16 protein-coding genes and 2 pseudogenes are annotated in these 23,147 nt (G+C 70.9%); 10 read left to right on the top strand and 8 right to left on the bottom strand.

Annotated features, from left to right (window positions below; translation table 11 throughout):
• Nucleotides 1-652: 652 nt before the first annotated feature.
• Both IF78_RS0139245 and IF78_RS0139240 read left to right on the top strand, forming a co-directional pair.
• On the top strand, nt 653-991 hold the full coding sequence (locus tag IF78_RS0139245) for a hypothetical protein (protein WP_031487285.1): 339 nt from the start codon (nt 653-655) through the stop codon (nt 989-991).
• 364 nt (nt 992-1,355) lie between these two features.
• Nucleotides 1,356-2,630 (top strand): serine/threonine-protein kinase, encoded by a 1,275-nt coding sequence (locus IF78_RS0139240; RefSeq protein WP_234439952.1) that lies wholly within the window; start codon nt 1,356-1,358, stop codon nt 2,628-2,630.
• Nucleotides 2,631-3,304: 674 nt separating this feature from the next.
• Here IF78_RS0139240 and IF78_RS0139235 read toward each other — a convergent pair.
• A complete protein-coding gene (locus IF78_RS0139235) occupies nt 3,305-6,772 on the bottom strand; it encodes a S8 family serine peptidase (protein ID WP_031487283.1) in 3,468 nt (1,155 codons plus the stop codon).
• Nucleotides 6,772-8,739, bottom strand: coding sequence for a M14 family zinc carboxypeptidase (locus IF78_RS0139230; RefSeq protein ID WP_244889809.1), 1,968 nt, complete (start codon nt 8,737-8,739; stop codon nt 6,772-6,774). The genes IF78_RS0139235 and IF78_RS0139230 overlap by 1 nt, the downstream gene beginning before the upstream one ends.
• Nucleotides 8,740-9,324: 585 nt before the next feature.
• Between IF78_RS0139230 and IF78_RS44385 the strand changes: the two are divergent.
• Nucleotides 9,325-9,621, top strand: a pseudogene (locus IF78_RS44385) (hypothetical protein); the annotation flags it as partial.
• A 276-nt stretch (nt 9,622-9,897) separates the two neighbouring features.
• Nucleotides 9,898-10,413, top strand: a complete 516-nt coding sequence (locus IF78_RS0139220; RefSeq protein WP_031487280.1) for a hypothetical protein — start codon at nt 9,898-9,900, stop codon at nt 10,411-10,413.
• 65 nt (nt 10,414-10,478) lie between these two features.
• On the opposite strand, the gene IF78_RS0139215 is transcribed toward IF78_RS0139220, so the two are convergent.
• Nucleotides 10,479-10,805, bottom strand: a complete 327-nt coding sequence (locus IF78_RS0139215) for a NucA/NucB deoxyribonuclease domain-containing protein (protein ID WP_051828562.1) — start codon at nt 10,803-10,805, stop codon at nt 10,479-10,481.
• A gap of 40 nt (nt 10,806-10,845) precedes the next feature.
• Between IF78_RS0139215 and IF78_RS0139210 the strand changes: the two are divergent.
• From IF78_RS0139210 to IF78_RS50750, 5 genes and pseudogenes are all read left to right on the top strand, one after another.
• Nucleotides 10,846-11,531 (top strand): annotated as a pseudogene (locus tag IF78_RS0139210) (replication initiator); the annotation flags it as partial.
• Between the two features lie 2 nt (nt 11,532-11,533).
• The gene (locus IF78_RS0139205) at nt 11,534-11,731 is read left to right on the top strand and encodes a helix-turn-helix transcriptional regulator (RefSeq protein ID WP_051828560.1); all 198 of its coding nucleotides are present in this window, start codon (nt 11,534-11,536) and stop codon (nt 11,729-11,731) included.
• The gene (locus tag IF78_RS0139200; protein WP_031487276.1) at nt 11,731-12,966 is read left to right on the top strand and encodes a tyrosine-type recombinase/integrase; all 1,236 of its coding nucleotides are present in this window, start codon (nt 11,731-11,733) and stop codon (nt 12,964-12,966) included. The genes IF78_RS0139205 and IF78_RS0139200 overlap by 1 nt, the downstream gene beginning before the upstream one ends.
• Before the next feature lie 232 nt (nt 12,967-13,198).
• Nucleotides 13,199-14,032, top strand: a complete 834-nt coding sequence (locus IF78_RS0139195; protein ID WP_031487275.1) for an ATP-grasp domain-containing protein — start codon at nt 13,199-13,201, stop codon at nt 14,030-14,032.
• 109 nt (nt 14,033-14,141) lie between these two features.
• On the top strand, nt 14,142-14,933 hold the full coding sequence (locus IF78_RS50750; protein ID WP_031487274.1) for a cellulose binding domain-containing protein: 792 nt from the start codon (nt 14,142-14,144) through the stop codon (nt 14,931-14,933).
• A gap of 5 nt (nt 14,934-14,938) precedes the next feature.
• On the opposite strand, the gene IF78_RS0139185 is transcribed toward IF78_RS50750, so the two are convergent.
• From IF78_RS0139185 to IF78_RS0139165, 5 genes are all read right to left on the bottom strand, one after another.
• A complete protein-coding gene (locus tag IF78_RS0139185) occupies nt 14,939-15,313 on the bottom strand; it encodes a hypothetical protein (RefSeq protein WP_031487273.1) in 375 nt (124 codons plus the stop codon).
• A 353-nt stretch (nt 15,314-15,666) separates the two neighbouring features.
• Nucleotides 15,667-16,590 carry a MurR/RpiR family transcriptional regulator gene (locus tag IF78_RS0139180; protein WP_031487272.1) on the bottom strand — a complete coding sequence of 308 codons (924 nt, stop codon included), beginning with the start codon at nt 16,588-16,590 and terminating at the stop codon, nt 15,667-15,669.
• 82 nt (nt 16,591-16,672) lie between these two features.
• On the bottom strand, nt 16,673-18,352 hold the full coding sequence (locus IF78_RS0139175; protein WP_051828558.1) for an ArnT family glycosyltransferase: 1,680 nt from the start codon (nt 18,350-18,352) through the stop codon (nt 16,673-16,675).
• Between the two features lie 92 nt (nt 18,353-18,444).
• Complete coding sequence (locus IF78_RS0139170; RefSeq protein WP_031487270.1) at nt 18,445-20,367, bottom strand: phosphatase PAP2 family protein; 1,923 nt, start codon at nt 20,365-20,367, stop codon at nt 18,445-18,447.
• 198 nt (nt 20,368-20,565) lie between these two features.
• Nucleotides 20,566-21,474 (bottom strand): BadF/BadG/BcrA/BcrD ATPase family protein, encoded by a 909-nt coding sequence (locus IF78_RS0139165; RefSeq protein ID WP_031487269.1) that lies wholly within the window; start codon nt 21,472-21,474, stop codon nt 20,566-20,568.
• Nucleotides 21,475-21,782: 308 nt separating this feature from the next.
• Between IF78_RS0139165 and IF78_RS0139160 the strand changes: the two genes are divergently transcribed.
• A complete protein-coding gene (locus tag IF78_RS0139160; protein ID WP_031487268.1) occupies nt 21,783-22,904 on the top strand; it encodes an ROK family protein in 1,122 nt (373 codons plus the stop codon).
• Nucleotides 22,905-23,147 lie beyond the last annotated feature (243 nt).

Genomic DNA, 23,147 nt, shown 5'->3' with positions numbered 1-23,147 from the left:
GGCGCGACGAACGTCCTCAACAGGGCCGGGCTGGTCCTCTGCACGGCGGCTTAGCCACCGACGCAGGAAGCCCGCGCGTTTACGCGTGGGTGGAGTCACTGAGATGTCGGCGACACGAGGAGCAGTAGTCCATTTGCGGTCTTCCTGAGTTGCCATGCCGTCGACCCGCCGGGCCGCGACCCGGTCCGTTCGTACATGGGATCGAGCGGCCAGCAACAGTAACGACGATTCCGAAAAGCCATGTGAAGGCTGTGCGGAGCTCCTGTGGGGGTTCGGGGTCTCGCGCGTGTGTGACGTACGTGTCCGGCGCCAGAGCCTTGGTCGTCTTCATCGGTCGGGTGGTGTCGGTGTTGGATCTTCTTGCGCCTCCGCTTGATCGCGCGGTCGCACGTCCCGGGGGCTGTCCGTAGAGAAATGCCGCGCTCGCGCAACCGGGCAAGATGCAGATTGTGTGCCCAGTTCTGGGATATCCCGGGGATTGCGTAACACGGTGGCTGCTGCCTGGCGCAGACCTACACAGGCCCGCCCGACGACCCGTCTGCGGGACGCGGCCGGAGCCTCTCCCGGCAGGGGCGGGCCGGGAGGCGGTTTCGTACTCCGGCTTGCACGATGACGCGTCAGATTGGAATTCCCAGTGAGCCATCTTGACCCGATGCCCGAATACCATTCCCACGACCAGCTCCAGGGTCGACCACACCGCTACGAGCGGAACCAGCACAGAGCCCGGCGGACAGCCCTGGCCATCCACACCATCGCTGACGTCGCCGCCGGCATCCTGATCCTGTGGATCCTGCTCCACCTGCTCGGAGCCAACGAAGCCAATGTCTTCGTCGAGTTCGTGCACGGAACGGCCGACTGGCTGGCCTGGTGGTCGCAGGACATTTTCACCATGGATACAGAGGGCGTTCGGGTGCTGCTCAATTACGGTCTTCCCGCCCTGCTTTATCTGCTCCTCGGTCACGGGATCTCAGCGCGGCTCAACCGCGCGTGACATGGTTCCGGTCGATTGTGACCGCAGTCGGACCGGGACAGCGGCGTGTCCTGCGTCCGAGGCGTCTTACGGCGGACGGACCGGCACCGGACGAGTTCGCACAGCTCGGTCGCGTCTGCTCTCGCCAGCCGCTTTTGGGCGGACAACTCCGCCTCGGTGTCATCGCCGAGCAGGCGCGGTCACGGCTCGAAGCCGATGCAGCTCGCGGAGGCGTCGAGATGCCCCGCGAGAAACGCCCGGACAACCAACTGCTGTGACGCAGCGCGCTCTGTGTGCGCTGAGTGCGGTGACGGGTCGGCGTGTGTTTGTGGGGCTGCCACGCAGACGGACAGCGCCGAAGCAAGCGAGTGCGGGAACGGGGTAAGTGGTGCTGGTCGCGGAGCGGTATCGGCTGCAGGAGCGCCTCGGCCGGGGCGGCATGGGCGACGTCTGGCGCGCCGTGGACGAGGCGTTGGGTCGGACGGTGGCCGTCAAACTGCTCGCCGCTGAGGCGGACGAGGCGGCGGGCCTGCGCTTTCGCCGGGAGGCTGAGATCGCCGCACGGCTGAATCACCCCCATACGGTGGCCCTGTACGACGCCGGGTCCTACCAGGGGCGGCTCTTCCTGGTGATGGAGTTCATCGACGGCCGCAGTCTGGCCGAGGAACTGGCCGCCCACGGTGTGCTGGCTCCCGAGTACGTCGCCGACCTCGCCGCCCAGGTCGCGCGGGGGCTGTCCGCGGCACACCAGCGGGGCGTCATACACCGGGACATCAAGCCCGGCAACCTGCTGCTCTCCTCCGACGGCACCGTGAAGATCGCCGACTTCGGAATCGCGCGCATCGCCGATGAGACCGCGCTATCCCTGACCACCACCGGGCAGCTCCTGGGCACCAGCACCTACCTGGCCCCCGAGCGCGCCGTGGGACGTCCGGCCGGCCCCGCCTCCGACGTGTACTCGCTGGGCTGCGTCCTCTACGAACTGCTTACGGGCCGGCCACCGTTCGCCGGGGACACCGCCGCGGCTGTCGTCCACCAACACGTCGACGCCGTCCCCACGCGGCCCGGTCAACTGCGGCCCGGGCTGCCCGGCAGCTTCGAGGACTATTTGCTGCGCCTGCTGGCCAAGGAACCCGGACAGCGGCCCACCGCCGAACGCGTCGCCGACTGGTTCGCCGCCTGGCAGGACAGCGGACCCGCCGCATCGCCCGCGCGGCCGAGGTCGGCCCCGGCGCCCACCACCCTCCTCGCTGCCTCTCCGGATGAGACGCCGCACCGGGCACGGCGGCCCGCCAGATCACGCACCGCGGTGCTCCTCGGCATCGGCGGGGTGGTCCTCTTCGCTGCCTCGGTCTTGGTAGGCACGACCCTGCACAGCGAGGCGACCGGCCCGGCAAGAACCCCTGCCCGCTCCCCTTCCGCCTCCACGCCGACGACCATGGCGGCCACCGACCCCTCGCTCTCACAGGAGACCGGTGCCGTCACCACGACGCCCCCACCACCCGGGCCTTCCGCAACCCCCACCCCGCCCCCGACAGGGCACGACTCCACGGCCGCCACCACTCCCACAGCCCGGCCGAGCAGTGCTACGCCCACCGAGCCTTCACCGACGCTGACGTCCGCCAAGAAAAAGCCCGGCAAGCACAAGCCGAAGCCGTGACTGCCCACCTGCGTGAGTGGGACGCCTGGTCCGAGCCCCACCTGCGCCGGACCGGTCGGTATGCAGCCGGACGGTCACAGGACCCCACTGGGCTCCAGGCCGCGGCGACGGGCGCGGCACCGAGGCGGTTGTCCCACCCAGGAGTGCTCGCTGTCCCGTCGACTTCCTGCGCGACAACGCGCTCGTAGGATGCCGCTGTGGAGAGCGCAGAAGATCGGGTCAAGGCGTCCGCATCGAGCGCTCACCTCGCAGCGGCCCTCGAGTGCTCCAGGGTGGAAGCGGCGGGAAGCCAGGGCGGTCATGGAGATCCTGCAGACCGCCGTGACGGGTGCCACCGATCCGTCTTGATACCGAATGCGGTTCCTCCGAGCAGTCGGCGCATGGTCCGTTCACGTGTCGGTCGACGCGCGTGTCGGTGCGGATTGCGGCGGGTCTTTCCGCCGGGCACCAGCAGGGCGTCTTCCACCGGGACATCAAGCCCGGCACTCTGCCGCTGGCGGCCGATGGCACTGTGGAATCGATGATTCGGGATCGCCCGGATCGCCGAAGACGCCATGGTCTCATCGACGGGCCACCGGGCAGCTGATCAAGAAGAAGGTCGGCGACACGAGGCGCGGGCCAGACCCCCCGCAGGAGGTCCGGCCCGCCCGGATACTTCCGAGGAGTGTGCCGCGTCAGCGGAAGCGGCCACGCACGCTGTCGCGCGCCGTCTCCGTGCCGCGTTCCACCAGACGTACGACGATGGTGCGGTGGTCGGCTCCGTAGGAGGACGTGGTCAGTCGGAACGACCAGTCGGCCAGCCCCTCGGCGGGACGCCAGGCTGCCGGGTCCACGGGAGCGTTGCGGCTGACGACCTGCCACTCCACGCGGGCGTCCGGGACGACCCGGAAGTTCGTCCGTGTGACCTGCGACGGAGTGCCGTCCCGCACCGCGCGGGCGTACAGCACATGTTCGCCCACCCCGAGGCGCCCGATCTGAACGCGCCAGGTACCCGTGGCCTCGTCGAGCTCCGCGGAGAGCGGGGAGGCGAAGTCGGCGTCGTCGACGGACACCTGCACCCGGCGGGTTTCCGGACGGCCGCCGACACCTTCGGGGTCGGTGCCGGCGTCGGGGAAGGTGAACCGGCCGCCGGCCACGACCGTCCCGCCCTCCCGCACCTCGCCACCGCCCGCGGGTGCCTCGATGGTGGTGCCGAATCCAAGGCCGGAGGGCGGCAGCGCGGCCGGGTCGATCGTGAGTCTCGTGGCGTGGTCGCCCTCGTATCCCACCGTGAGCAGGGCGGTGGTGGTGGAGAGCAGTTGGACGGTCAGCTGTTCCCCGGTGAAGGCGTGCCGGGCGGTCTCGAACTCGATGGTGAGTTTCGTCCACGATCCGGTGACCGGCTGGGTCGTGGCCTTGCCACGGCCGATCTCCCGGTCGGTGGCGAGCAGGACGACGGACGGGCCGACGAGTGCCGCCGGGGCCCGCGTCCGTACGTACAGATCGGCCTGCACCTTCGAGCCCGCGGCGAGCGGTGCGCCCAAGGTGTCGGTGGACGGGTGCGCGGCCGTCGGCAGATACGGTGCCGCCGAAGACAGGGTGTCACCGACGGCGCAGCCGTCCGCGTCCCCCGCCCGGTCGGTGCGGTCCATGGTCCGCTCGGCGCCGCAGTCGGGCCCCTGGTGCAGGTAATAGCTGAACGCCTGCTCCGAGTACGCCCCTTGAGGTTCACCGGTCTGCTGCGCGGCCAGCGTCCTGCGCAGTACACCCAGCGTGCCGTCGAGTGTCGCCACGTCGTCGAGGCCCGTCGAGACGCCGCTCGGCAGCGGCGCGGGATCCTCGGTGCCGTCCCCGTCCCGGTCGTAACCGCCCCAGATGCTGTCCCGTACGGCCCGGTCGGCGGCGAAGAAGTCGTCCTCGACGGGGCGTTCGGGCAGCAGGGCGCGGCCGAGCAGGACGTCGGTGGCGCGGCGCGCGGTCTCGGGTGTGGCGGCGCCGTAGCCCTCGAAGAGGACGTTGCCGGCCGTGTGCGGTGAGGCGAGCGGCCAGCTCGCGGACGGCAGGTTGTCCTCGCCGAGCGGGAAGGCGTTCTTCAGGACGGCCTCGCGCAGCTCACCCCGGGTCAGCCTGCCGTCCCGCAGGTACACGCTCCCGTCGAGCGCGGCGCCCTCGGCGACGACCTGGCCGCTCTTCTGCCCGGCCCGTCCGTCACCGATCGCCTCACGCACCCGCTGGAGCGTCGTACCGAAAACACCGGCCGTGTACGGCGTCGCGGCCGAGGTGCCGCTGAACTGGTCCTGGCACAGGACCCCGGTGTGGCAGGCCGAGGGCAGGCTTCCGATGCCCCAGGACGACAGGTGCACGGGGATGCCGTCGCCGACGACGGCCCGCTGGTCGTCGCGGCGCAGCGCGCCGACGGTGATGTTCCAGTCGGGTCCGGTCTGGTCGGAGTGCCAGGTGCTGACGGGCACGTCGAAGGCGTTGCCGACGCCGTTGCCCGCGGCGAACAGGACGGTCTGGCCGCGCTCCGCGGCCTCCTTGGTGACCTCCTCGCCGCTGAGCACGGGGCCGACGGGGGCGCCCCCGACGTAGCCGAAGGAGTGCGAGGTGATGTCGACCCAGGGGTACTTGGTGGCGACCGTCTCGTCGAGTCCCTCGACCATCACCAGCAGGCAGGTGGGGCAGTAGCCGTAGCGGTTGCCGGCCGAGACGGAGGCGGAGCCGGTGCCGTGGCCGTGGTCGTCGAGGACCGGATGCGCGCCGTCGACGCTCGACGAGTACGCCCCGATGATCTTCGTCCCCGGGATCCAGTGGAGCTGTCCGCCCTTCACCGTCTCACCGGTCCACAGGTCCTTGTCGTCCTCGGGCAGATAGCCCTTGCCGAGGGTGACGGGGATCGCGGGAGCGGAGGCCGGGTAGCCGGGGATGTACTCCGAGGGGTGCCGGGTGAAGTTCTTCGTGAGCGACAGCACGTCCGGGTCGGGGTAGGTGCGGGCGGAGAACTCGAGGTGATAGGGGTTGATGCCGGTGTCGGCGACGCCGATGACGGTGACCGGCGGCGCCGCGTCCAGCCGGTCGGCCGCGCCGACGAGCACGGAGGTGGTCTCGCGCCGTTCCAGGCCCCGGGCGTCGGTCGCCTTGAGGGTGACGAGGTGCCGGCCGTCGGGCAGTTCCGGGGTGACGGTGGTGCCCGTGCCGTCGTCGAAGCGGCCGTCGCCGTCCAGGTCCCAGGCCGCGTGCACGGGGTCCGTGCCGCCGGTGACAGTGCCGCCGAGCCGTTGCTCGGTGCCCGTCTCGAACTTGTACGGCCCCCCGGCCCGCACCTCGGGCCGCGGGTCGGCGGTGACCCTGCGGGCCACGACCTGCGCGGTCACATCGGCAGCGACCGTGGCCCATTTGACGGCCACGACCTTCCAGGTGCCCTCGGCCGGGTCGGCCACAGACGTCTTCTCCGGGTGCCCGGCCGACTCCGACTGCGCCACCACCTTCCCGGACGGGTCGGTGACGCGCAGGTCGTAGTCCTGCTCCGGCGTCGTCCAGGACAGGGTGACGTCCAGGGACCGCACGCCGGCGGGCACGTCGAAGGGGAACTCGACGCTCTGACCGGCGGGGAAGACGCCGGGCGTCGGGTCCGCCTTCGTCTCGTCGAGCAGTTCGCTGCTCGTCTCCTCGCCCACCACGGCCTTGACGGTGTCGATCGTGACGGCGCCCGTGGCATCGGTGACGGTGAGCCGTATGTCGTACGTGCCCGGGGCAAGGCCCGTCGTGTCGAAGGCGGGGCTCGCCGAGTCCGCGCCGGTGAGCCTGCCGTGCTCGGCGGTCCAGGACCAGGTGTAGGGAGCGGTGCCGCCGTAGGCGCTGCCGAGCAGCGGCGCCTTGTCGCCTGCGGTGACGAAGGGGCTGTCGCCCGCGTCGGCGTGCAGTGGGGTGGGTTCGGCGGGCTGCCCTGGGGCGCCGGTGCGGGCGGTGCCGACCACGTCGACCGTGCCGCTCAGCGGCTGCTTGACCGTGCCGTCCTCGGTGACCTGCTGGCCGCCGACCGAGGACACCGTGACATCCGGGCCCTCCGCCGCGGTGGCGCTCGTGAGGGGAAGCAGCGAGACGGACAGGGCCAGCGAGGTGACGGCGGCGAGGCGCCGGAGGCGTATGCGCGCGCGTCTCATCAGCTCTGGCTCCACTTCTGCGCGCAGGTCTTCAGATCGGCCTTGACGCGCTGGCCGCGGTCGACCACGACGGGCACCTGTTGCAGGACCTTGCCGTTCTTCTCGCAGGAGAGCGTCCAGTTCTCGACTAGCCCGCCGACCTCGTCGGTGGTCGCGTCGAAGAGGGACGCGGTCAGCTCCCAACTCGGCGCGGCGGACGCCCAGTTCTCCACCCGCAGCACGTAGTCGCCCTGCGCGGGGGAGTCGAGGAGCACGCGTTCCTTCTCGCCGACGGAACCGGTGGACCGTCCGACCTCGGTGAGGCTGCCGTCAGCGTTCCTGCGCAGCACGTACAGGTCGAGATCGTCCGGGGTGGGCCAGTCGAGCCGCACCTCCAGGAGGTCGGCGGCCCGGTCGACGGTGAACTCCCGCTCCGTGGGCTGCGCGGGCAGCGTCGTACCCGTGTACGTCTGCCGCTTCAGCGGCTCGGAGCCGACCACCCGGATCTGGCGGGCCTTGATGACGGGCCGGGTCGAGGGGTTGACGTGCCATGTGTAGCCGCCGCCCGCGCCGACGGTCATCGTCGTGTTCAGGGTGTCCGCGACGGCGCCGGACCAGGTGGGCGTGGCGAACGTCTTCTTCAGCCGCAGCGTGGCTCCGGCGGGCGCCTTGCCGGTGATGACGGAGTGCGCCGCCGGGTCGACGGCGTTCTCCAACGCGAGCAGGAACGCCTCCCGGTTGCCCTTCCCCGCGTACTCGCCCGCGCCGAGGTATTCGTCGACGACCTCCGGGAACGGCGGGTGGAACTCGTCGGGCCCGATCTCGAAGGTGTAGCCGTAGCCGCCGGTCGCGTTGTACGACCAGTCCTCGGTGGTACCCGTGGTGTCGTACAACTGCCAGCTGTGCTGGCTGGTGTAGCCGTTCTGCGCCGCCATCCGGTCACCGAGCTCCTTCATGGCGGCCTCGTCCGGCGGGTCGCCGAGAGGCAGTCCGTCGGGACCGGTGGTGTCGGGCGCGACGCCGTTCGGACGCAGCACCAGATTCGAGAAGGTGTGGTTGGTGATGAGCCCGGTGACCTGCCGCCCGCTGATCAGCTCGCGGATGTTCTGCGTCTCCGGTTCGGAGAACGGCCCGGCACCGCGGTAGGTGGCGTCGACGGGCTCGGCGGCCGCGCCCGGACCGCCCCAGAAACCACCGTAGTTGCGGTTGAGGTCGACGCCCGCGCCGAAGCCGCCGGGGCTGCTCGCGAGGGCGCACTCGTTCGCGAGTGGGGCCAGGCCGTCGGCCATGCGGCAGTTCTTCCTCTTGTAGGCGTTGCCGGGCGTGGCGAGGACCGATCCGGTGCCCCCCTCGTCGACAGGGCGCAGATCGACCAACTGCCCGTCGTTGAAGGACTTCTCGAACCCGTCGACGTTGACCACGGGCACGACGATCACCCGTGCTCTCTTCAACAGGGAGGTGATGCGCTCGTCGCGCCCGTAGTTGCGTGCCAGATCGACGGCGAACTCCATGGCGTGTTCGCCGGAGGGCCATTCACGGGCGTGGTGCAGCCCCATCATCAGGAACACAGGCCGGCCGTCCTCGGGGGCGTCCACGTCATGCGCGATCTCCACCGCGTACACGGACTTGCCCTCAAGACTCTTGCGGGGAAGGGTCAACCTCCTGACAAGCCCGGGATGTTCTTCGACCAGGCGGTCCATGTCGGCGTGGTAGCCGGCGCGTGAGCGGTAGGCGTCCCGTCCCGAGGGCAGGGGCGAGACGGTGGTGGCGGCGGCGTAGGCGCGGTTCGCGGCATTGACGTCGGACTCGCGCCGCACCAGGTCCGGTATGCGCACCTGCCAGTCGAAGCCGGCACCGGCCAGCGCAAGCTCGTCGGCCGCACGGTGCAGGACGACCTCGACATAGTCGTGTCCGGCGTGCTCGGTCAGATCGAGGCCGAGCGCGACGAGGCGGTCCTTGTCGGCGCGCGTCGGGGTACTCACTGTCACCAGCTGTGGGCTGAAGCCGTCCGCCGCCACTGAAGCCGGTGCCGGCGAAGCGGGCGCCAGGCCGCAACCGGCCACGACAGCGGTCACCACCAGGGCGCAGGCGATCAGTCTGCGTCTGCGAGATCGTGGGGACGAACCAGCCAGTTGTCGGGATGAACCAACCAGTCCTCGGGATGAACCAACCACATGACCTCCTGCTCGCTAGGAGGCACGCCGGCTGTCCCGGACACGCCTTGTGGGCGGCCGGTTCACCGGGCGTTGCCCGATCATGTGGGGGTGGCGGACAGAACCTACCCCTCCGGATACAGCCCGTACACAGGTTTGCAGACAGGACATCGGTGCTGGTCGGCTGCATCGGGCGCTGTCCGCCGACTCCGGCCGGGTGTACGCAGCCGTGAAGAACGGAAACCGGATCCGTCTCGGAGTCGACGGGGATGTGCACCCAGACCCCGATTTACCGGTCGGCGCGGCTCCTGGCGACCTGGAGGTGGTGGACGGCCGGATCTGGTGCGCAGGTTCGGCGCCTGGCGTTCCCCATGCGTCAGTCAGGATGTGTTCAGGCAGCCGGTGGCACGGTCGGGCCTCATGTCATACGAGACCTCTGAGACGTCCGAGATGTCCGCAGTCCCCGGCTCCGCGACCGCTGTGCACGGCCACGGTCTGCGCTGGAACAAGGTTCCCGAAGTCACGGTGTACTTCTGGGTGATCAAGGTGCTGTGCACGACGGTCGGTGAGACCGCGGCCGACATGCTGAACGAGAAGCTGGGCCTGGGCCTGACCGGTGTGTCGCTGCTGATGAGCGTGCTGCTGGCGGTGGTGCTGGTCTGGCAGTTCCGTACCGCGTCGACGTGCTGTGGGCGATGCTCCGCGACCATCGCCCTTACACACTCACCCCAGCGCCCGTCCCGGCCGACGGCTGAAGATCCCGTCTTCTGCGGCACTTGACAGGTCATTGAGATTCAACGAGCGATCACGCCAAAGAAGCGGCGTCCAACTGCGGGCACCCACGACCAGCCGGCACCTCCACCGGCTGGTCCTGCACTCCACACCGGCTGAACGGCGACGAATGGCTCCGTGGGCCTTTGGAGTCCCCAACCAGGTCGGCAGCCGCCGGGCATTATGCTGCTCGCGACTCAACGAATCACGTGTGAGGTGCCCATGAGCAGGCTGCTGGATTTCCACGAAACCACGGTTTCTCCAAGTTACCGCATCTTCGGCCTGGTCGACACGAGTATCGATACGTATGCACCCCATGCGGATCGCTCACAATGGCTCCTTTCTGCCCCTGGCATGGTGTATCTGCAGGTGCCGCCCCAGGTGATCCGGGCGTCCGTGCGATTGGAGAGTTGGTCAACCGTCCCTCCGCCGGACGATGAGGAGTGGTCCGGTACGGAAGAGGTGGAGGTGGAGCTTCCCGGCGGTGATCTCGCCTTGGAAACCATCGACGGCGGGCAGAAGGAAACCCCCCTGATCCTGCCCTCGTCCGGCTTGTACCGGATGCGATGGCAATGGATATTCAATCCTGCGGGCGGGGCTTTCACCTCTCCACTGGCGGGAATTCGCGAACCCCTGCCCATGCCCCTGAGACACGAGGAGAAACTGAACGGCGCGGATCAGTACTGCCTGGTCCAAATCTGGCGCATCACGGCCAGTAAAGACATCGTGGAAGAGTAAGGGAAAAGCGGGGCCGCTCCGATGGAGCGGCCCCGCATGACGATCATTCGAGACCGGAGGTCCGGTCAGTCGCCGATGACGACTATGAACAGGTCATGACTGAGAATCCGGTCGTTGTCGTACCAGGCGCCGAGACGCCGCCCGGCCTCTTGATTCTCGTCTGAGTCGATGTAGCGGACGGAGAAGTCGTCGCGGTACGCATCCCCCTCGTACTGATAGCGCGCGGCCCCCTGATAGCTGGAGGCGAAGGGGAACTCGTCGCAGTCGCGTTGCTCTCCCGCCGTGGGCCGACCCGGAACGGCGGCGTTGTTGCATGTGGAGGAGACCACGGAGCGGTTGGCGTCGTAGCGCGCCTGCTCGTTCAACCCGAACCCGGGCACGAGGCGGTGCATCGGATTCAGGGCAGCACTCCCGCCGGGCAGCCTCTTGTCGCTCGCCGCGCGAGCCGGACTCTCCCGCAACGAACTCCCCAACCACGTACGCCTCTCGTACGGCTATGTCGCCGAGTTCCAGAAACGCGGCGCCCTCCACTTCCATGCCGTGATCCGCCTCGACGGCCCGGAGGGACCCGACACTCCACCGCCCGCCTGGGCCACGGTCGGCCTCCTCACCGACGCAATTCGCGCCGCCGCGACGCACCCCTACACGTCGGTCTCGACCCCGGCCGCCGACGACCAACCGGCTCGCTCCGACATCACTGAGCAAAAGGTGGCCTCCTACGTCGCCAAGTACGCCACCAAAGCCGCCGAGAACACCGGCACCCTCGACCGCCGCATCGGCGAACTCTCCGAACTCGACCGCCACCAGGTCCCCGACCACACCCGCCGCCTGATCGAAGCCTGCAAGACCCTCGACCCGCTCTACCCGGACCGGCGCCTGTGGGCCTGGGCCCACATGCTCGGCTTCCGGGGCCACTTCAGCTCCAAGTCCCGCCGCTACTCCACCACTCTCGGCGCCCTCCGCCAGGCCCGCGCCGACTACCGCGCGGCCCAAGAGCGCGAAGCCCTCGGCCTGGACGACGCCGAACCGGACACCGTCCTTGTCCTCGCCGACTGGCAGTCAACCGCGAAACCGCCCGCGAAGCCCTGCAAGACCAACTCACCGAAGGGAAGTGCTGACCATGGCCTCAGAGCTGCCGAACCGGTTCCTGACCCCTGAGGACCTGGTCGAGATGTTCGAACTTCCCGGCATCGAGACCGTCTACCAGTGGCGGCGTAAGCGCATCGGTCCCCGCGGTTTCCGAGTCGGCCGGCACCTGCGCTTCGACCCGACCGACGTGCGGGCCTGGGTGGACACCCAGCTGGGGGAGGCTGCCTGATGGCTGGGCACATACAAGACCGCTGGTACAAGACCGAGCCAGGACCCAACGGCAGGGCCGTCAAGGTCAAGACCGAGCGGTACGGCGTCGGCATGCGCTACCGCGCCCGCTATGCCGGACCCGACGGGACCGAGAAGTCCAAGAGCTTCCCCGACCGTCAGAAGCGGCTCGCAGAGCAGTGGCTCGCGCAGATCGAGACGGACATGGCGCGCGGCCAGTACATCGACCCACAGGCCGGTCGCCTCACCGTGCGACAGCACGCCGAACGGTGGTTGGCATCGCTCACCATGGACCCCGGCACCTTCGTGGGCACCGAGCAGCGCATTCGCCTGCACGTCCTGCCGTACCTCGGCAGTCGCACGCTGGGCTCGCTTCGGCCGACACACATCCGTGAGTGGCTGCGAAAGCTGGAGGACGGGGGAGTGGCGCCCGCCTATCAGCGGGTGATCTTCGCGAACCCTTCCACCATGCTCACGGCGGCCGTAGATGACCGCTTGATCCCCGAGAACCCCTGCCGCTCGTCGTCCGTACGTGCGCCGAAGCTCGACGCTCGCCGGATCGTTCCGTGGTCGCGTGAGCGGGTGCTCGCGATTCGCTCGGCGCTGCCGGAGCAGTACCGGGCCATGGTGGATCTGGCTGGCGGGTGCGGCCTGCGCCAGGGCGAGGTGCTTGGGCTCGCCGTCGACGACGTGGACTTCATCGAGGGCGTCGTGCATGTAGTCCGCCAGGTCAAGCTCATCCGCAACCGTCCGGTGTTCGCCCTGCCCAAGGGAGGCAAGACACGCACAGTTCCGCTGCCCGAGAGCGTCGCTCGGTCGCTGGAAGAGCACATCCGCCAGCACCAGCCCACCGCTGTGACCCTGCCCTGGCGGGCGGTCGACGGTGCGCCGGTCACGGCCTCCGTGCTCTTCAACGGCGGCCAGGGCCGACCGGTGAACCGCAACCACTTCAACCGCGGGGCCTGGCGTCCGGCCCTTGACGCGGCGGGCGTCCCTCGCGGCCGTGAGAGCGGAATGCACGCGCTGAGGCACTTCTACGCGTCCGTGCTGCTGGATGCGGGGGAGAGCATCAAGGCACTGTCTCAGTACCTGGGGCACCACGATCCAGGCTTCACGCTGCGCACGTACACCCACCTGATGCCCAGCAGCGAGAAGCGGACCCGCGAGGCAGTGAACCGTGCCTTCGCGGACGGCCCGGACACGGATGACGGCCCTACCACGGCCCAGGAGGGGTGAGGGCGCAGGAAACACGCAGGTCAGCCCGTACATTGCCTGACTTGCCGGTGCACTGACGCCGGCCGGGAGTCCGCCGTATCCGCCACTGGCCGAACCGGCCGCGGCTCTCGGGCGCTGCGGGCATGCCGGTGCGAGCGACGCGGCGGATGCCCGGCGACCCCGGTCGACCTGGCGATGGTCAGATCTCGCCGGTCACGTACGATCGGCTGCCGCCGCAGCCGAGGAGCCCCGCATGCCGCCCGCCCGACCCCGCATCCTGTACGTCACCGACCTGGCCTACCAGGCACGCGGGCGCCGCTACTGCGACGAGGACATCTTCCTCACCTCCCGGCTGCGCGAGGACTTCGACCTCGCTCTGTGCCATCCCCGGGACGCGGCCGCGCTCATGGGCGCCTTCGACGCGGTCGTCGTCCGCAACAGCGGCCCGGTCCTGGGCCACCAGGACGCGTACGACGAGTTCCGCCGGCGCGCGAGCGCCGACGGGACGCGCGTCTACAACCCGCTCACCGGGAAGGCCGACATGGCGGGAAAGCAGTATCTGCTCGACCTGACCACCGCCGGATACCCGGTCATCCCCACCGTGGACCGTGCTGAGGATCTGAGCCTCCTGCCCGGGACGGACCGGTACGTCGTCAAGCCCAGGCTCGGGGCCGACTCCATAGGGTTGCGGATCGTCTCCGCCGACGAGGTAGGCGAGGCGGCCGACGGCGCCGTCCTCGTCCAGCCATGCGTCGACTTCGCCTACGAAGTCTCCTTCTACTTCGTCGACCACGACTTCCAGTACGCCCTGTACGCGCCGCACACCGACCGGCGCTGGCAGCTGGAACCGTACGAACCCACCGACGGCGACCTCGAGTTCGCCCGCCGCTTCATCGAGTGGAACGGCATCCGCCACGGCATCCAGCGCGTCGACGCCTGCCGCGCGCCGGGCGGCGAGCTGCTGCTGGTCGAGCTGGAGGACCTCAACCCGTATCTGTCGCTGGACGCCCTGGACGACACACGACGGGACGCCTTCGTCGCCGCGACGAGGGCGTCCCTGCACCGTTTCCTCGCCGTTCAGGCCTGACCGCGGGCCGCGCTCGCGACGCGCTCCGCTGAACCGGCGGGACGCCAACCCCGTATCACTTCCCGGGGATTGGCGAACCCCGTGCAGACGGGGACGGAAGGAGAGCGGTGTGTCCACACGGCCCGACCCCGAGGAGCCGGACGACGGCCCGGTCCTGGAACCGATCCACGTCCTGCGCCCGCGCCGTACCGACGCCCTCGCGGAGCTGTTCAAGGAGTGGGAGGAGGACAACGGCCGCTACGAGACCGTGGCCGTGCCCGCGCCGTTGCCCGGCGCCGAGGACGCGACCCAGGAAATGCCGGCCGTCGCCGAGGGGAGGAGGCGCACACGGCGGGGCGGTGCCCGGCCCGGCCCGGCCGTCCCGGGCCCCGGATTTCGGCGCACCGCCATCGCGGTGGCCGTGACGGCGGCCGCTGTCATCGGCTTCGGCGGCGCTCTCCTGCTCGCCGGCCGCGACGACGACGCCGAGGCCCGGGAACCCGCCCCCTCGGCGACCGACTCCGCACCGGCCGAGCCCACACCGCCCGCGGCGGGCGCACCCGGTGCGAGCGCACCCGGTGCGAGCGAGCCCGGTGACCGCGCCTGCACCGCGTCCGTCCGGACCGTCAGCAGCTGGCAGGGCGGCTTCCAGGGCGAGGTGACGGTCACCAACGCGCCCGCGTCCGCGGCGTCCGGCTGGACCGCGACGGTCGTACCGCCCGACGGAGCCCGCCTCACCCAGGTCTGGGACGGCACCCTCTCCACGACCGCGGACGGCAGGGCGACCGTCTCCAACGCGTCCTGGAACGGCGCCCTGGCCCCCGGCGCGAGCGTCACCTTCGGTTTCCTCGCCGCCACCTCGGACTCGGCCGACGAGCCGTCGGCGACGGTCACCTGCGCGGCGACGGCAGGGGCGGAGTGACTACTTCAGCGCCCGTGGTCGATCAGCGCCTGGGACACCGCGCGCACGCTGCGGGCGATGTGCTGAAGCTGCATGACCTCAGCGGCGTACAGCTTGATGGTGTGCTCGATGACCGATTCGGGCATGCCGAGCGCGGGGAGGTCGGCCCGTGCGGTCTGCAGTGCGGTGCGCGCGACCCGGATCTCGTTCTGGACCTGGATCTGCGCGTGCCGGGCGAGCAGGACCGGATGGCGGATCAGCGCCGGGTAGCTGGCGTAGCGGGCCGGCACCAGCTCGCGCAGCCACTTGGCCGCGGAGCGCTCCCAGTCGTAGGAACCGGGGGTCTTGACCTGGCACGGCCAGTCAGAGCTGATGCGCGTGGTCGTCAGGGGCATGGTCATCGCTTCCGGGTGTGCGGCGTCGTATGGGTGTCCGACGAGGTCGGGGCGGCCCCGGTCTAGGGGATGACCGGGGCCGCCGCCACGGGCGCTCGCGCATGCGATGCCCGACCGAACAGCCCGGGCGCCGACGCGGGTAGGAGACGGCGGCTTCGGCTGTTCGCGGAGGAGCCCGGAAGGCAGGCGGCGTGCGCACGGCGGATGGGGTGACGTGCGCATGAGCGGACCGGCTGCTTTCGGCGGGCGGATGGTGCGTGTGAAGTATTTATATATGCCGTCCGCTTTGCAAGACGTATGAAAACATTCATGCGTGATTTGAATGCAATGCTGCCGCTGTGCACCGCTTTGGCCGTGGATCAGTCCCGCAGGAAGAACTGGTGCTGGTCGGAGATGTGCTCGTAGTCCTCCAGCCGCGCCTGCGTCCGCTCGGGGTCGGCGTCGGTCATGGCCTGCAGCAGGGCGGCGGCCATCACGCCGGGCGCGGCATAGGAGTCGAAGACCAGCCGCGAGCCGGTCCCGGTGGCGAAGACGACGTCGGCCGTGTCGGCCACCGGCCCGAGCGCCAGGTCGGTGATCAGGGCGACCTTGAGCCCGGCGCTGCGTGCGACCCGCACGGCGGTGAGCGTCTCCTGGGCGTGCCGCGGCATGGAGAACGCCAGTACCCAGGTGCCGCCCGCCTCGCGCGACTGCAGCAGCGCGTCGTAGGCGACGCTGCCGCCCCGTGTCACCAGCCGCACGTCCGGGTGGATCCGGCGTGCCGCATAGGCGAAGTACTCGGCGAGGGAGCCCGAGATGCGCAGCCCGAGGATGGTCAGCGGTGTCGACTGCGACAGCTTGCGGCCGATGTCGATCACCTGGTCTGGGTCGGCGAAGTCGCGCCGCAGGTTCTCCAGGTTGTCGATCTCGGCGTCCACCGCGGCCTGCAGTTCGTTGGCGCTGTTCTCCTCGGCCGCCGCCGGGCCGCCGGCGAGGGTGCCCAGGGCGATCGACTGGAGCTTCTCGCGCAGCGCGGGGTAACCGCTGAAGCCGACCGCCGCGGCGAAGCGCGTCACCGACGGCTGGCTCACGCCGACCCGGTCCGCGAGATCGGTGATCGAAAGGAACGCGGCCTCGGTGATGTGCTCGATCAGGTACTGGGCGATGCGGCGCTGTCCGGGCGACAGCCTCGGCTGGTCGAAGAGCGCCCTGAGCTGGGAAGTCGGAGATGCCTCGGCCTCCGGGTCCGCTTTGCCCGAGGTGATGGCGGATGCCTGTGCGCGTGCCTGCTGAGGCGATGGCACCGGTGCGCCTCCTTTGTCTCCCACAGTGCTTCAACATAGCTCACACAACGTGGCGACTCTGGGGACCGGCGACGGGCGACGCTCAACGGCGGTAGATCGTGATCGAGTGGCCGACCGTGTCGATCGGACGACTGCTGTCGATCAGTTCGGCCAGCCGCCCGGTCGCCTTGGCCACCGAGGAGTCCGACACGACCAGCAGCCCGCGCACTTCGCGGACCGGTACCCTGCGCGGATCGGTGGCGCGGATGCCGTAGTGGGACGGCACCCCGCTGCCCTTGTACACGAGCCAGATCCGCTCGCCCCGGTACCGCTCGCGCAGCCGGTCGGCCAGCCGGCCGAGGTCCTGCCCCCAGTCCACGTTGGAGTCGTGCAACCGCAGATGCGTCTTCTCCGGGCCGCCGAACGCCTCGTTGGAGTACGGCAGGTAGTAGGGGTACGTCCGCACCGAGCTGACTGCGACGAACAGCACCAGCGCCCCCACCGCGACCGGCGCCCACCGCCATCGCACCGCGAGCACACCGCCCGCCGCCACCGCCAGGAACATCGGCACGAACACGGCGTACCGGGTGCCGAAGTCCCGCGACCCGAGCATGGCCGCGGCCAGCAGCACGGCGGTCGGCACCAGCAGATACGGTGCCACGGGCCGCAACCGGCGTACCGCCACCAACGCGACGGCACCCGCCGCCCACAGGGCGAGCATGCCGAGCGGTGTCTTCACCAGCAGGGCGGCCGGCAGGTAGTACCAGAGCGAGCCCGTGTAGAGCCGGCCGAACAGAAAGCCCTGCCACGGATACTCCTCGAAGCCGAACTGGACCCGCATCCCGTCCCGGTACGCCTCCGGGAACGGCAGCACCTCCACGACCAGCGCCCGCAGTCCGTCCACCACCGGCACCGGCTGCTCGGGCGCCCACCGCAGCCGCGGGTCGACGACCAGATACGCGGCCCATACGACGGCGACGGCGGCCAGCACCACGACGCCCGTGCCCGCGCCGGCGCGCAGGAGCGCCCTGCGGAGGGCCTCGTTCGGCGGTCTCGCGCACCACACGGACAGGGCGGTGAGCGCCAGAATCACCGGAACCGCCGCGAGCGTGCTCATCTTCGTCGCCAGGGCCGCCCCGAGCGCAACTCCGGCCAACGGCAGGTGGAGCCGGGGCCGGCGACGGGCCCGCCACAACAGCCACACCGATGTCAGCACGAACCCGGCCGCCGGCACGTCCAGCGTGGCGAGCGAGCCGTGCGCGATGACGTCGGGGGAGAGGGCGTACAGCCCGAGCGCCGCCAAACCCCCTACCGGACCGGCGAGTTCACGGGCGAAGGCGAAGACGATCAACCCGAACGCAAGGGTCAGAACGATCACGGGGAGGCGGGCGAACAGCATCAGGCGCCATGGGTCGTTCCCGGACTCGTACAGCAGATGGCGGCCCAACCGGCCCTGGTCAATGGTGAAGAACCGATCGACGTGCGGATCTGCCAGGGCCACTCCCACGCCGATGACCAGCTTTCCGAGCGGCGGATGCTCGGGGTTGTGCCGCAGGCGGTGCTCGTGCAGGTACTCGGCCGCCGTGCCCACGTAGACGGGTTCGTCGATCGTCGGCGTCTGCTGGACGGCGGTCGTGACCATCGCGACGGCCATCTGGCCCAGCAACACGACCACCATCAGGGGGACGACCCAGCGCCGCACGGGCCACCGCGCGGGCCGCGCGCCGGGCGGTTGGGGGAGCGTTTCCGGGACCGGGGCCGAGTGCTGTTCGAGCGCCATCATCCGCTCCGCGGCGCCGCCGGCCCGTGGCGGCGGGAGTTGAGGCAGAGCCGACCCATGGGTCTACTCTGCCTCAACTCCCGCCGGGAACGGCGTTACCGCCTGAGGAGTCGTACCGACAGACCTTCCGTCGTGTAGACGGGTACGGCCCGCAGTGTGTCGGAGTTCAGCTCCACCCGGTCGAACTGGCCGCGCAGCCGCCGCGCCTCGATGACCGCAACCGTGGTCCCGGCCACCGGCGGGCGCTCGGCGTCCAGGCGCAGCGACAGCACGCCGCCCCCACCCAGCACCACCCGGCCGGAGACCTCCAGCGCCGGACCGTGGTTCCTGCGCAGCAGCAGTTCCAGGGCCGTGTCGCCCTCCTGGACGTACGAACCGCGCACCCGCAGCCCCTTCTCCGCGCGCAGCGTGCCGCCCACCACCCGCACATCACCCTGTCCGAGAGCGTTCGCCGACCCGGCGACCAGCCCGCCGCCCTCGACGACCGTCCCGCCGTGATAGCAGTTGTGGCCCGTCAGCCTGAGCGTGCCCGTGCCGCGCTTGGTCAGACCGCCCTCGCCGCGGATGTCGTTGCGCCACGTGTCCGCCGCGCCGAAGCCCCCGGCCGCCGCGTTGAGCGTGACGGTCACGTCGGAGTCGAAGGCGCCGTAACCGTCCGCCGCCGTGAACAGGTCGAGGCGCCCCCACTGTTCGAACCCGTCCAGCAGGACGTACCCGGCGGGCAGCGCGGTCGTGCGCAGCACCTCACGGCGCTGGGCCGCGCTCAGGTACGGCTGCCGCGTCTCCAGCAGCACCTCCGCGCCCTTCGGCACGGTCAGGGGCTCGTCGCGGCCGCTCCGGGTCAGCACATACGTCAGCTTCGGCTTGACCGTGCGGGCGTTGGCCTTCCGGTCGGCGTACGGGTCGGTGTCGGTGCCGGCCGAGTGGGCGTACGCGTACAGCGTGTCGGCGGTCGTGCCGGTCCGCTCCTTGAAGTACGCGAGGGCCTGGGCGCGGGCCGCGGCCTTGAGTTCCGCGTTGGCCGGGTCGGTGAGGGCGGCGGCGGCCAGGGCCGTGGCCATGATGCGCCCGCCGAGGACGTCGACCGTGGAGTGCATGCCCGCCACGATGCGGGTGTGGGCCAGCTCGAAGGCGCGGGTCACGAGCTCCTGGAACCGCTCGGGCACGGCGTAGGCGTACGCCAGGGCCGCCAGGTGCAGCGCGTTGGTGTGCCCGCTGGGGAAGCCGCCGTCCTCGGCCGCGTTCTCGCCGCGCTGGCGCAGCAGCTGCGGGGCGACGATCACCTCCGACTCGTACACCGGGAAGCCGAACGCGTCCTTCTTTCCGGTGTCGACGACCTCGCTGTCCTCGTTCATCCGCCACGGACGCGGGTACTGGAAGGCGAACTTGGCCGGGTTGCCCGAGGCGAAGGGGCCGCGCACGGTGTCGACCAGCTTGGCCACCTTGCCGAGCTCCGAGTCGTACGACCCGGCGCCGATCGCGGAACCGGCCGGCGCGTCGGCGGGCAGGGCGTCGCTGATCTTCCCGGCGGGAGTGCCGTCCGGCGCGCTGGTGATCGAAGTGACCGCCTTGGCGCCCGACTTGTACAGTTCGGCCAGCGGACCGAGCCCGGCGATCACCGAGTAGCTCTGGTGCTGCCGGTCGACGATGAAGGATTCCTTGGCCTGGGCGTCCGTGCGCGCGGCGGTGATCCGGGCGCAGTAGCGCATGTTGGCGCGCAGCACCTCGGGCATCAGCGGAGTGCCGGTGTTCCAGGCGTCGCCGGTCTTCCACACCTTCGCGAAGCCGCCGAGGACGCGGACCACGGCATTGGTCTCGGGCGTCTGGTTCGCGACGACGTTGGTCTTGTAGTCGTCCACGAACGCGGCCGCGTTCACCGCTGCCTTGGCGTCCGCGGAGGGAAGCCAGCCGGCGAAGGCGGGGACGGCGACCAGGGCCGCGCCACTGCCGACGGAGGTCAGGAGAAAGCGCCTTCTGTTCATGGAGGAGGTGGCGTGGCGTCCGGCGGTTGACGGCATGAGTGCCTCTCTTGAGCTCTTCGGCCGTACGGCCGGGGGAGAAGATCGAAACGATCGACTCGACCGTCCGGAGCGCAGGAGTCGTCTGGCGCCCAGAAGACGCACGAGGCGTGAGAAAGCGCTTGGGGTCGAGTCGTACGAGCGAAGATCTACGGGCGACTTGTGTCGGACCCGGGATGGCCCGGCGTCCGGCAGGTGTCACACGAGTGAACGGGCGAGCGCCACGGCCCCCTCCACCGGCGGGAGTCGCAGCGGCCGGGGCCGGGCCCCGGGCGCGCACTCGGCGAGGGCGGAGGCGAACGCGTCGTACAGGACGGGCTGGGCCAGGATCGTGCTGCCCGCGACGACGACGTCGTCCACCGCGACCCCGCGCGCGGCGAGCCGGCCCACGAGCGCGGCCAGGGCGCGTGCGCCGGCGGCGATCACCGCACGGGCGAGCGCCGAACCGGCCTCGGCGGCCGCGAACACGACCGGCGCGTGCCGGCCCCATTCCGCCGACACGTCCCCGGCGGCCTCCAGGGCCGCGCCGAGTGCGGGCACTTCGGCGACACCGAAGGCGTCGACGAGCCCGCGGGCCAGTGCGTCGGGCTTCTCACCGCGGTCGTGCGCCGCCCACACGGCCCGCGCGGACTCGCGGACGAGCCCCGCGGAGCCGCCCTCGTCGCCGAGGACCGCGCCCCAGCCGCCGACCTGCACCGGCGTGCCGTCGGCCAGCCGCCCGACCGCGACGGAACCGGTGCCGGCGACCAGCCCGACCCCCTTGTCCAACCCGGCGGCGGGGACGAGCAGTTCGGCGTCGCCCACCACCGACGCGGGCGCGTCGAAGTGGAGTTGGACAGCGGTGCGGATCTGGTCGCACTGGCGGGGGGTCTCACAGGCGTGCCCGCCCACCGCGAGGGCGGACGGGCGGACGCCCTTCGGCAGGGCGTCGGCGACGAGCGCGGCGAGCCAGCCGGCGGCGGTCACGGGGTCGTGCGGCCGCCAGCCGCTGCTCGTCCGGACGTGATCGGCGACCAGGGCGTCCTGCGCGTAGGCGCGAAGATGCGTCTTGGTGCCGCCCACGTCGATGCCGACCACGAGCGTGGACGAGTGGGGGGTGTCCTGCACGGATCCTCTTTCGTCGGTGCGCTTGAGCTGCGACGGCGGGCGAACCGTGCCTGGGCGGGCGGGATGCGGGCACCTCGCGACAGGTGCCGCTGAGCGGCCGTGGGCACGTCGCGGTGGAGCGGCGTGCACCCGTGCCGGCGGTCGTCGGGAAGCCCCGGGACGGGCTTCGGATGTGTGCGGCAGGCGAGTACCGCTGGAGTTCGTTAGGAAGTTAACTAACGAAGTAGGGTGCGTCAAGGGCCGCGGAATTCCCGGTGCCCGACGATCATTTCGGCGGTCCGTCCGTCGCAGCACGACCTGGGGAGACCATGGACCTGAGCGAGAGCGCGCGAGCGGTGTTCGCGGTGCTGGCCGCGGCGGGCACCGCCACCCGCCCCCAGCTGGCGGCCGGTGCGGGCCTGTCCAAGCCGACCGTCTCCGCCGCCGTGGCCGAGCTCGAGGCCGCCGACCTCGCCGCCCACTCCGGCACATCCTCCGGCGCCACCGGCCGCTCCGCCGCGGTCTACCGGCTGGGGCCCGCCTCCGGCGCCGTACTCGCCGTCGACCTCGGCCCCGCCGAGACGCGGGTGCACGGCTGCGCCCTGGACGGCGCCCTGCTCGCGCAGGGCACGGGCTCGCGGGCCGAGGCCGCCGACACCGTACGCAAGGCACTCGCCGCGCTGCCCGCGAACGCCCCCCTGCGCGCCGTCGTGGTCGCCGTCGGCGACGTCACGGTCCAGGGCCCGGAAGGCACCGGAGAGCGGCCCGCGACCGCCAAGGCCGGCCCGGTCTTCGACGCCATGACCGTCGCGCTGCCCCCCGGTGTCCCCGTCCACCTGGAGAACAACGTCAACTGCGCCGCCCTCGCCGAACTGCACGAGGGCGCTGCCCGCGGCCGCGGGACGTTCGGGTACCTGCGGATCGGCGTCGGTATCGGCCTCGGCATCGTCGTCGGCGGCCAGGTGCTGCGCGGCGCCAACGGAGCGGCCGGTGAGGTGGCCCGGCTGCCCTTCCCCTGGGACGAGAGCCGCGAGCCGCGCCACGAGGCCCTGGAGGCGCACATAGGCGTCCGTTCCCTGCTCCGCCGGACGGCCGAGGCCTGGCAGGACACCGACGGACCGTGCCCCGACAACGCCGAGCGGCTCTTCGCCCTCGCCGGTCAGGGCCACGCCAGAGCCGGCGCCGTGGTCGGCCGGCACGCCGTCGACATCGGCCGCCTCGCCGCCGCCGTGGCCGCCGTGCTGGATCCCGGCCTGATCGTGCTCGGCGGCGCCGTCGGTTCGAACCCGCAGCTCCAGTCGGGCGTACGGGCCGAGCTGGCCCGCCTGAGCTGGCCCTGCGAGGTCGTCAGCAGCGCTCTCGGCGACCGCGGCACCGTGGTGGGGGCCACCCGGCTGGCCGTGGCGCGTGGAATCCAAACCGTGACCGGAGCGGTCGAGGTGAGGCATTGACGGACTCCACCCGCTTCTGCCAATGTCCGGACAAGCGCTTTCTAAGTCGGTCGGGACGCCGGCTTGGGCGAGCGTCCCGCCGGTACACGACGTACGGCAACCGCACCAGGGCGTGCTTGTGCGGCGACGGCCACAGCGGCCGGGGACCCTCGTCCGTCAGGATGACGCGGCCGGGCGAGGCCGCGCCCTCGGAAAGCGAACCTTCCTGCAAGATGCACCCGTGCCGCCTCGGTCGGCGCCGTG

The sequence above is a fragment of the Streptomyces bicolor genome (assembly GCF_000719285.1).
In the GTDB taxonomy this organism is placed as follows: Bacteria; Actinomycetota; Actinomycetes; order Streptomycetales; family Streptomycetaceae; genus Streptomyces; species Streptomyces bicolor.
The sequence above is the reverse complement of the archived record's forward strand: the minus strand, read 5'-3'. Positions and strand labels throughout refer to the sequence as shown.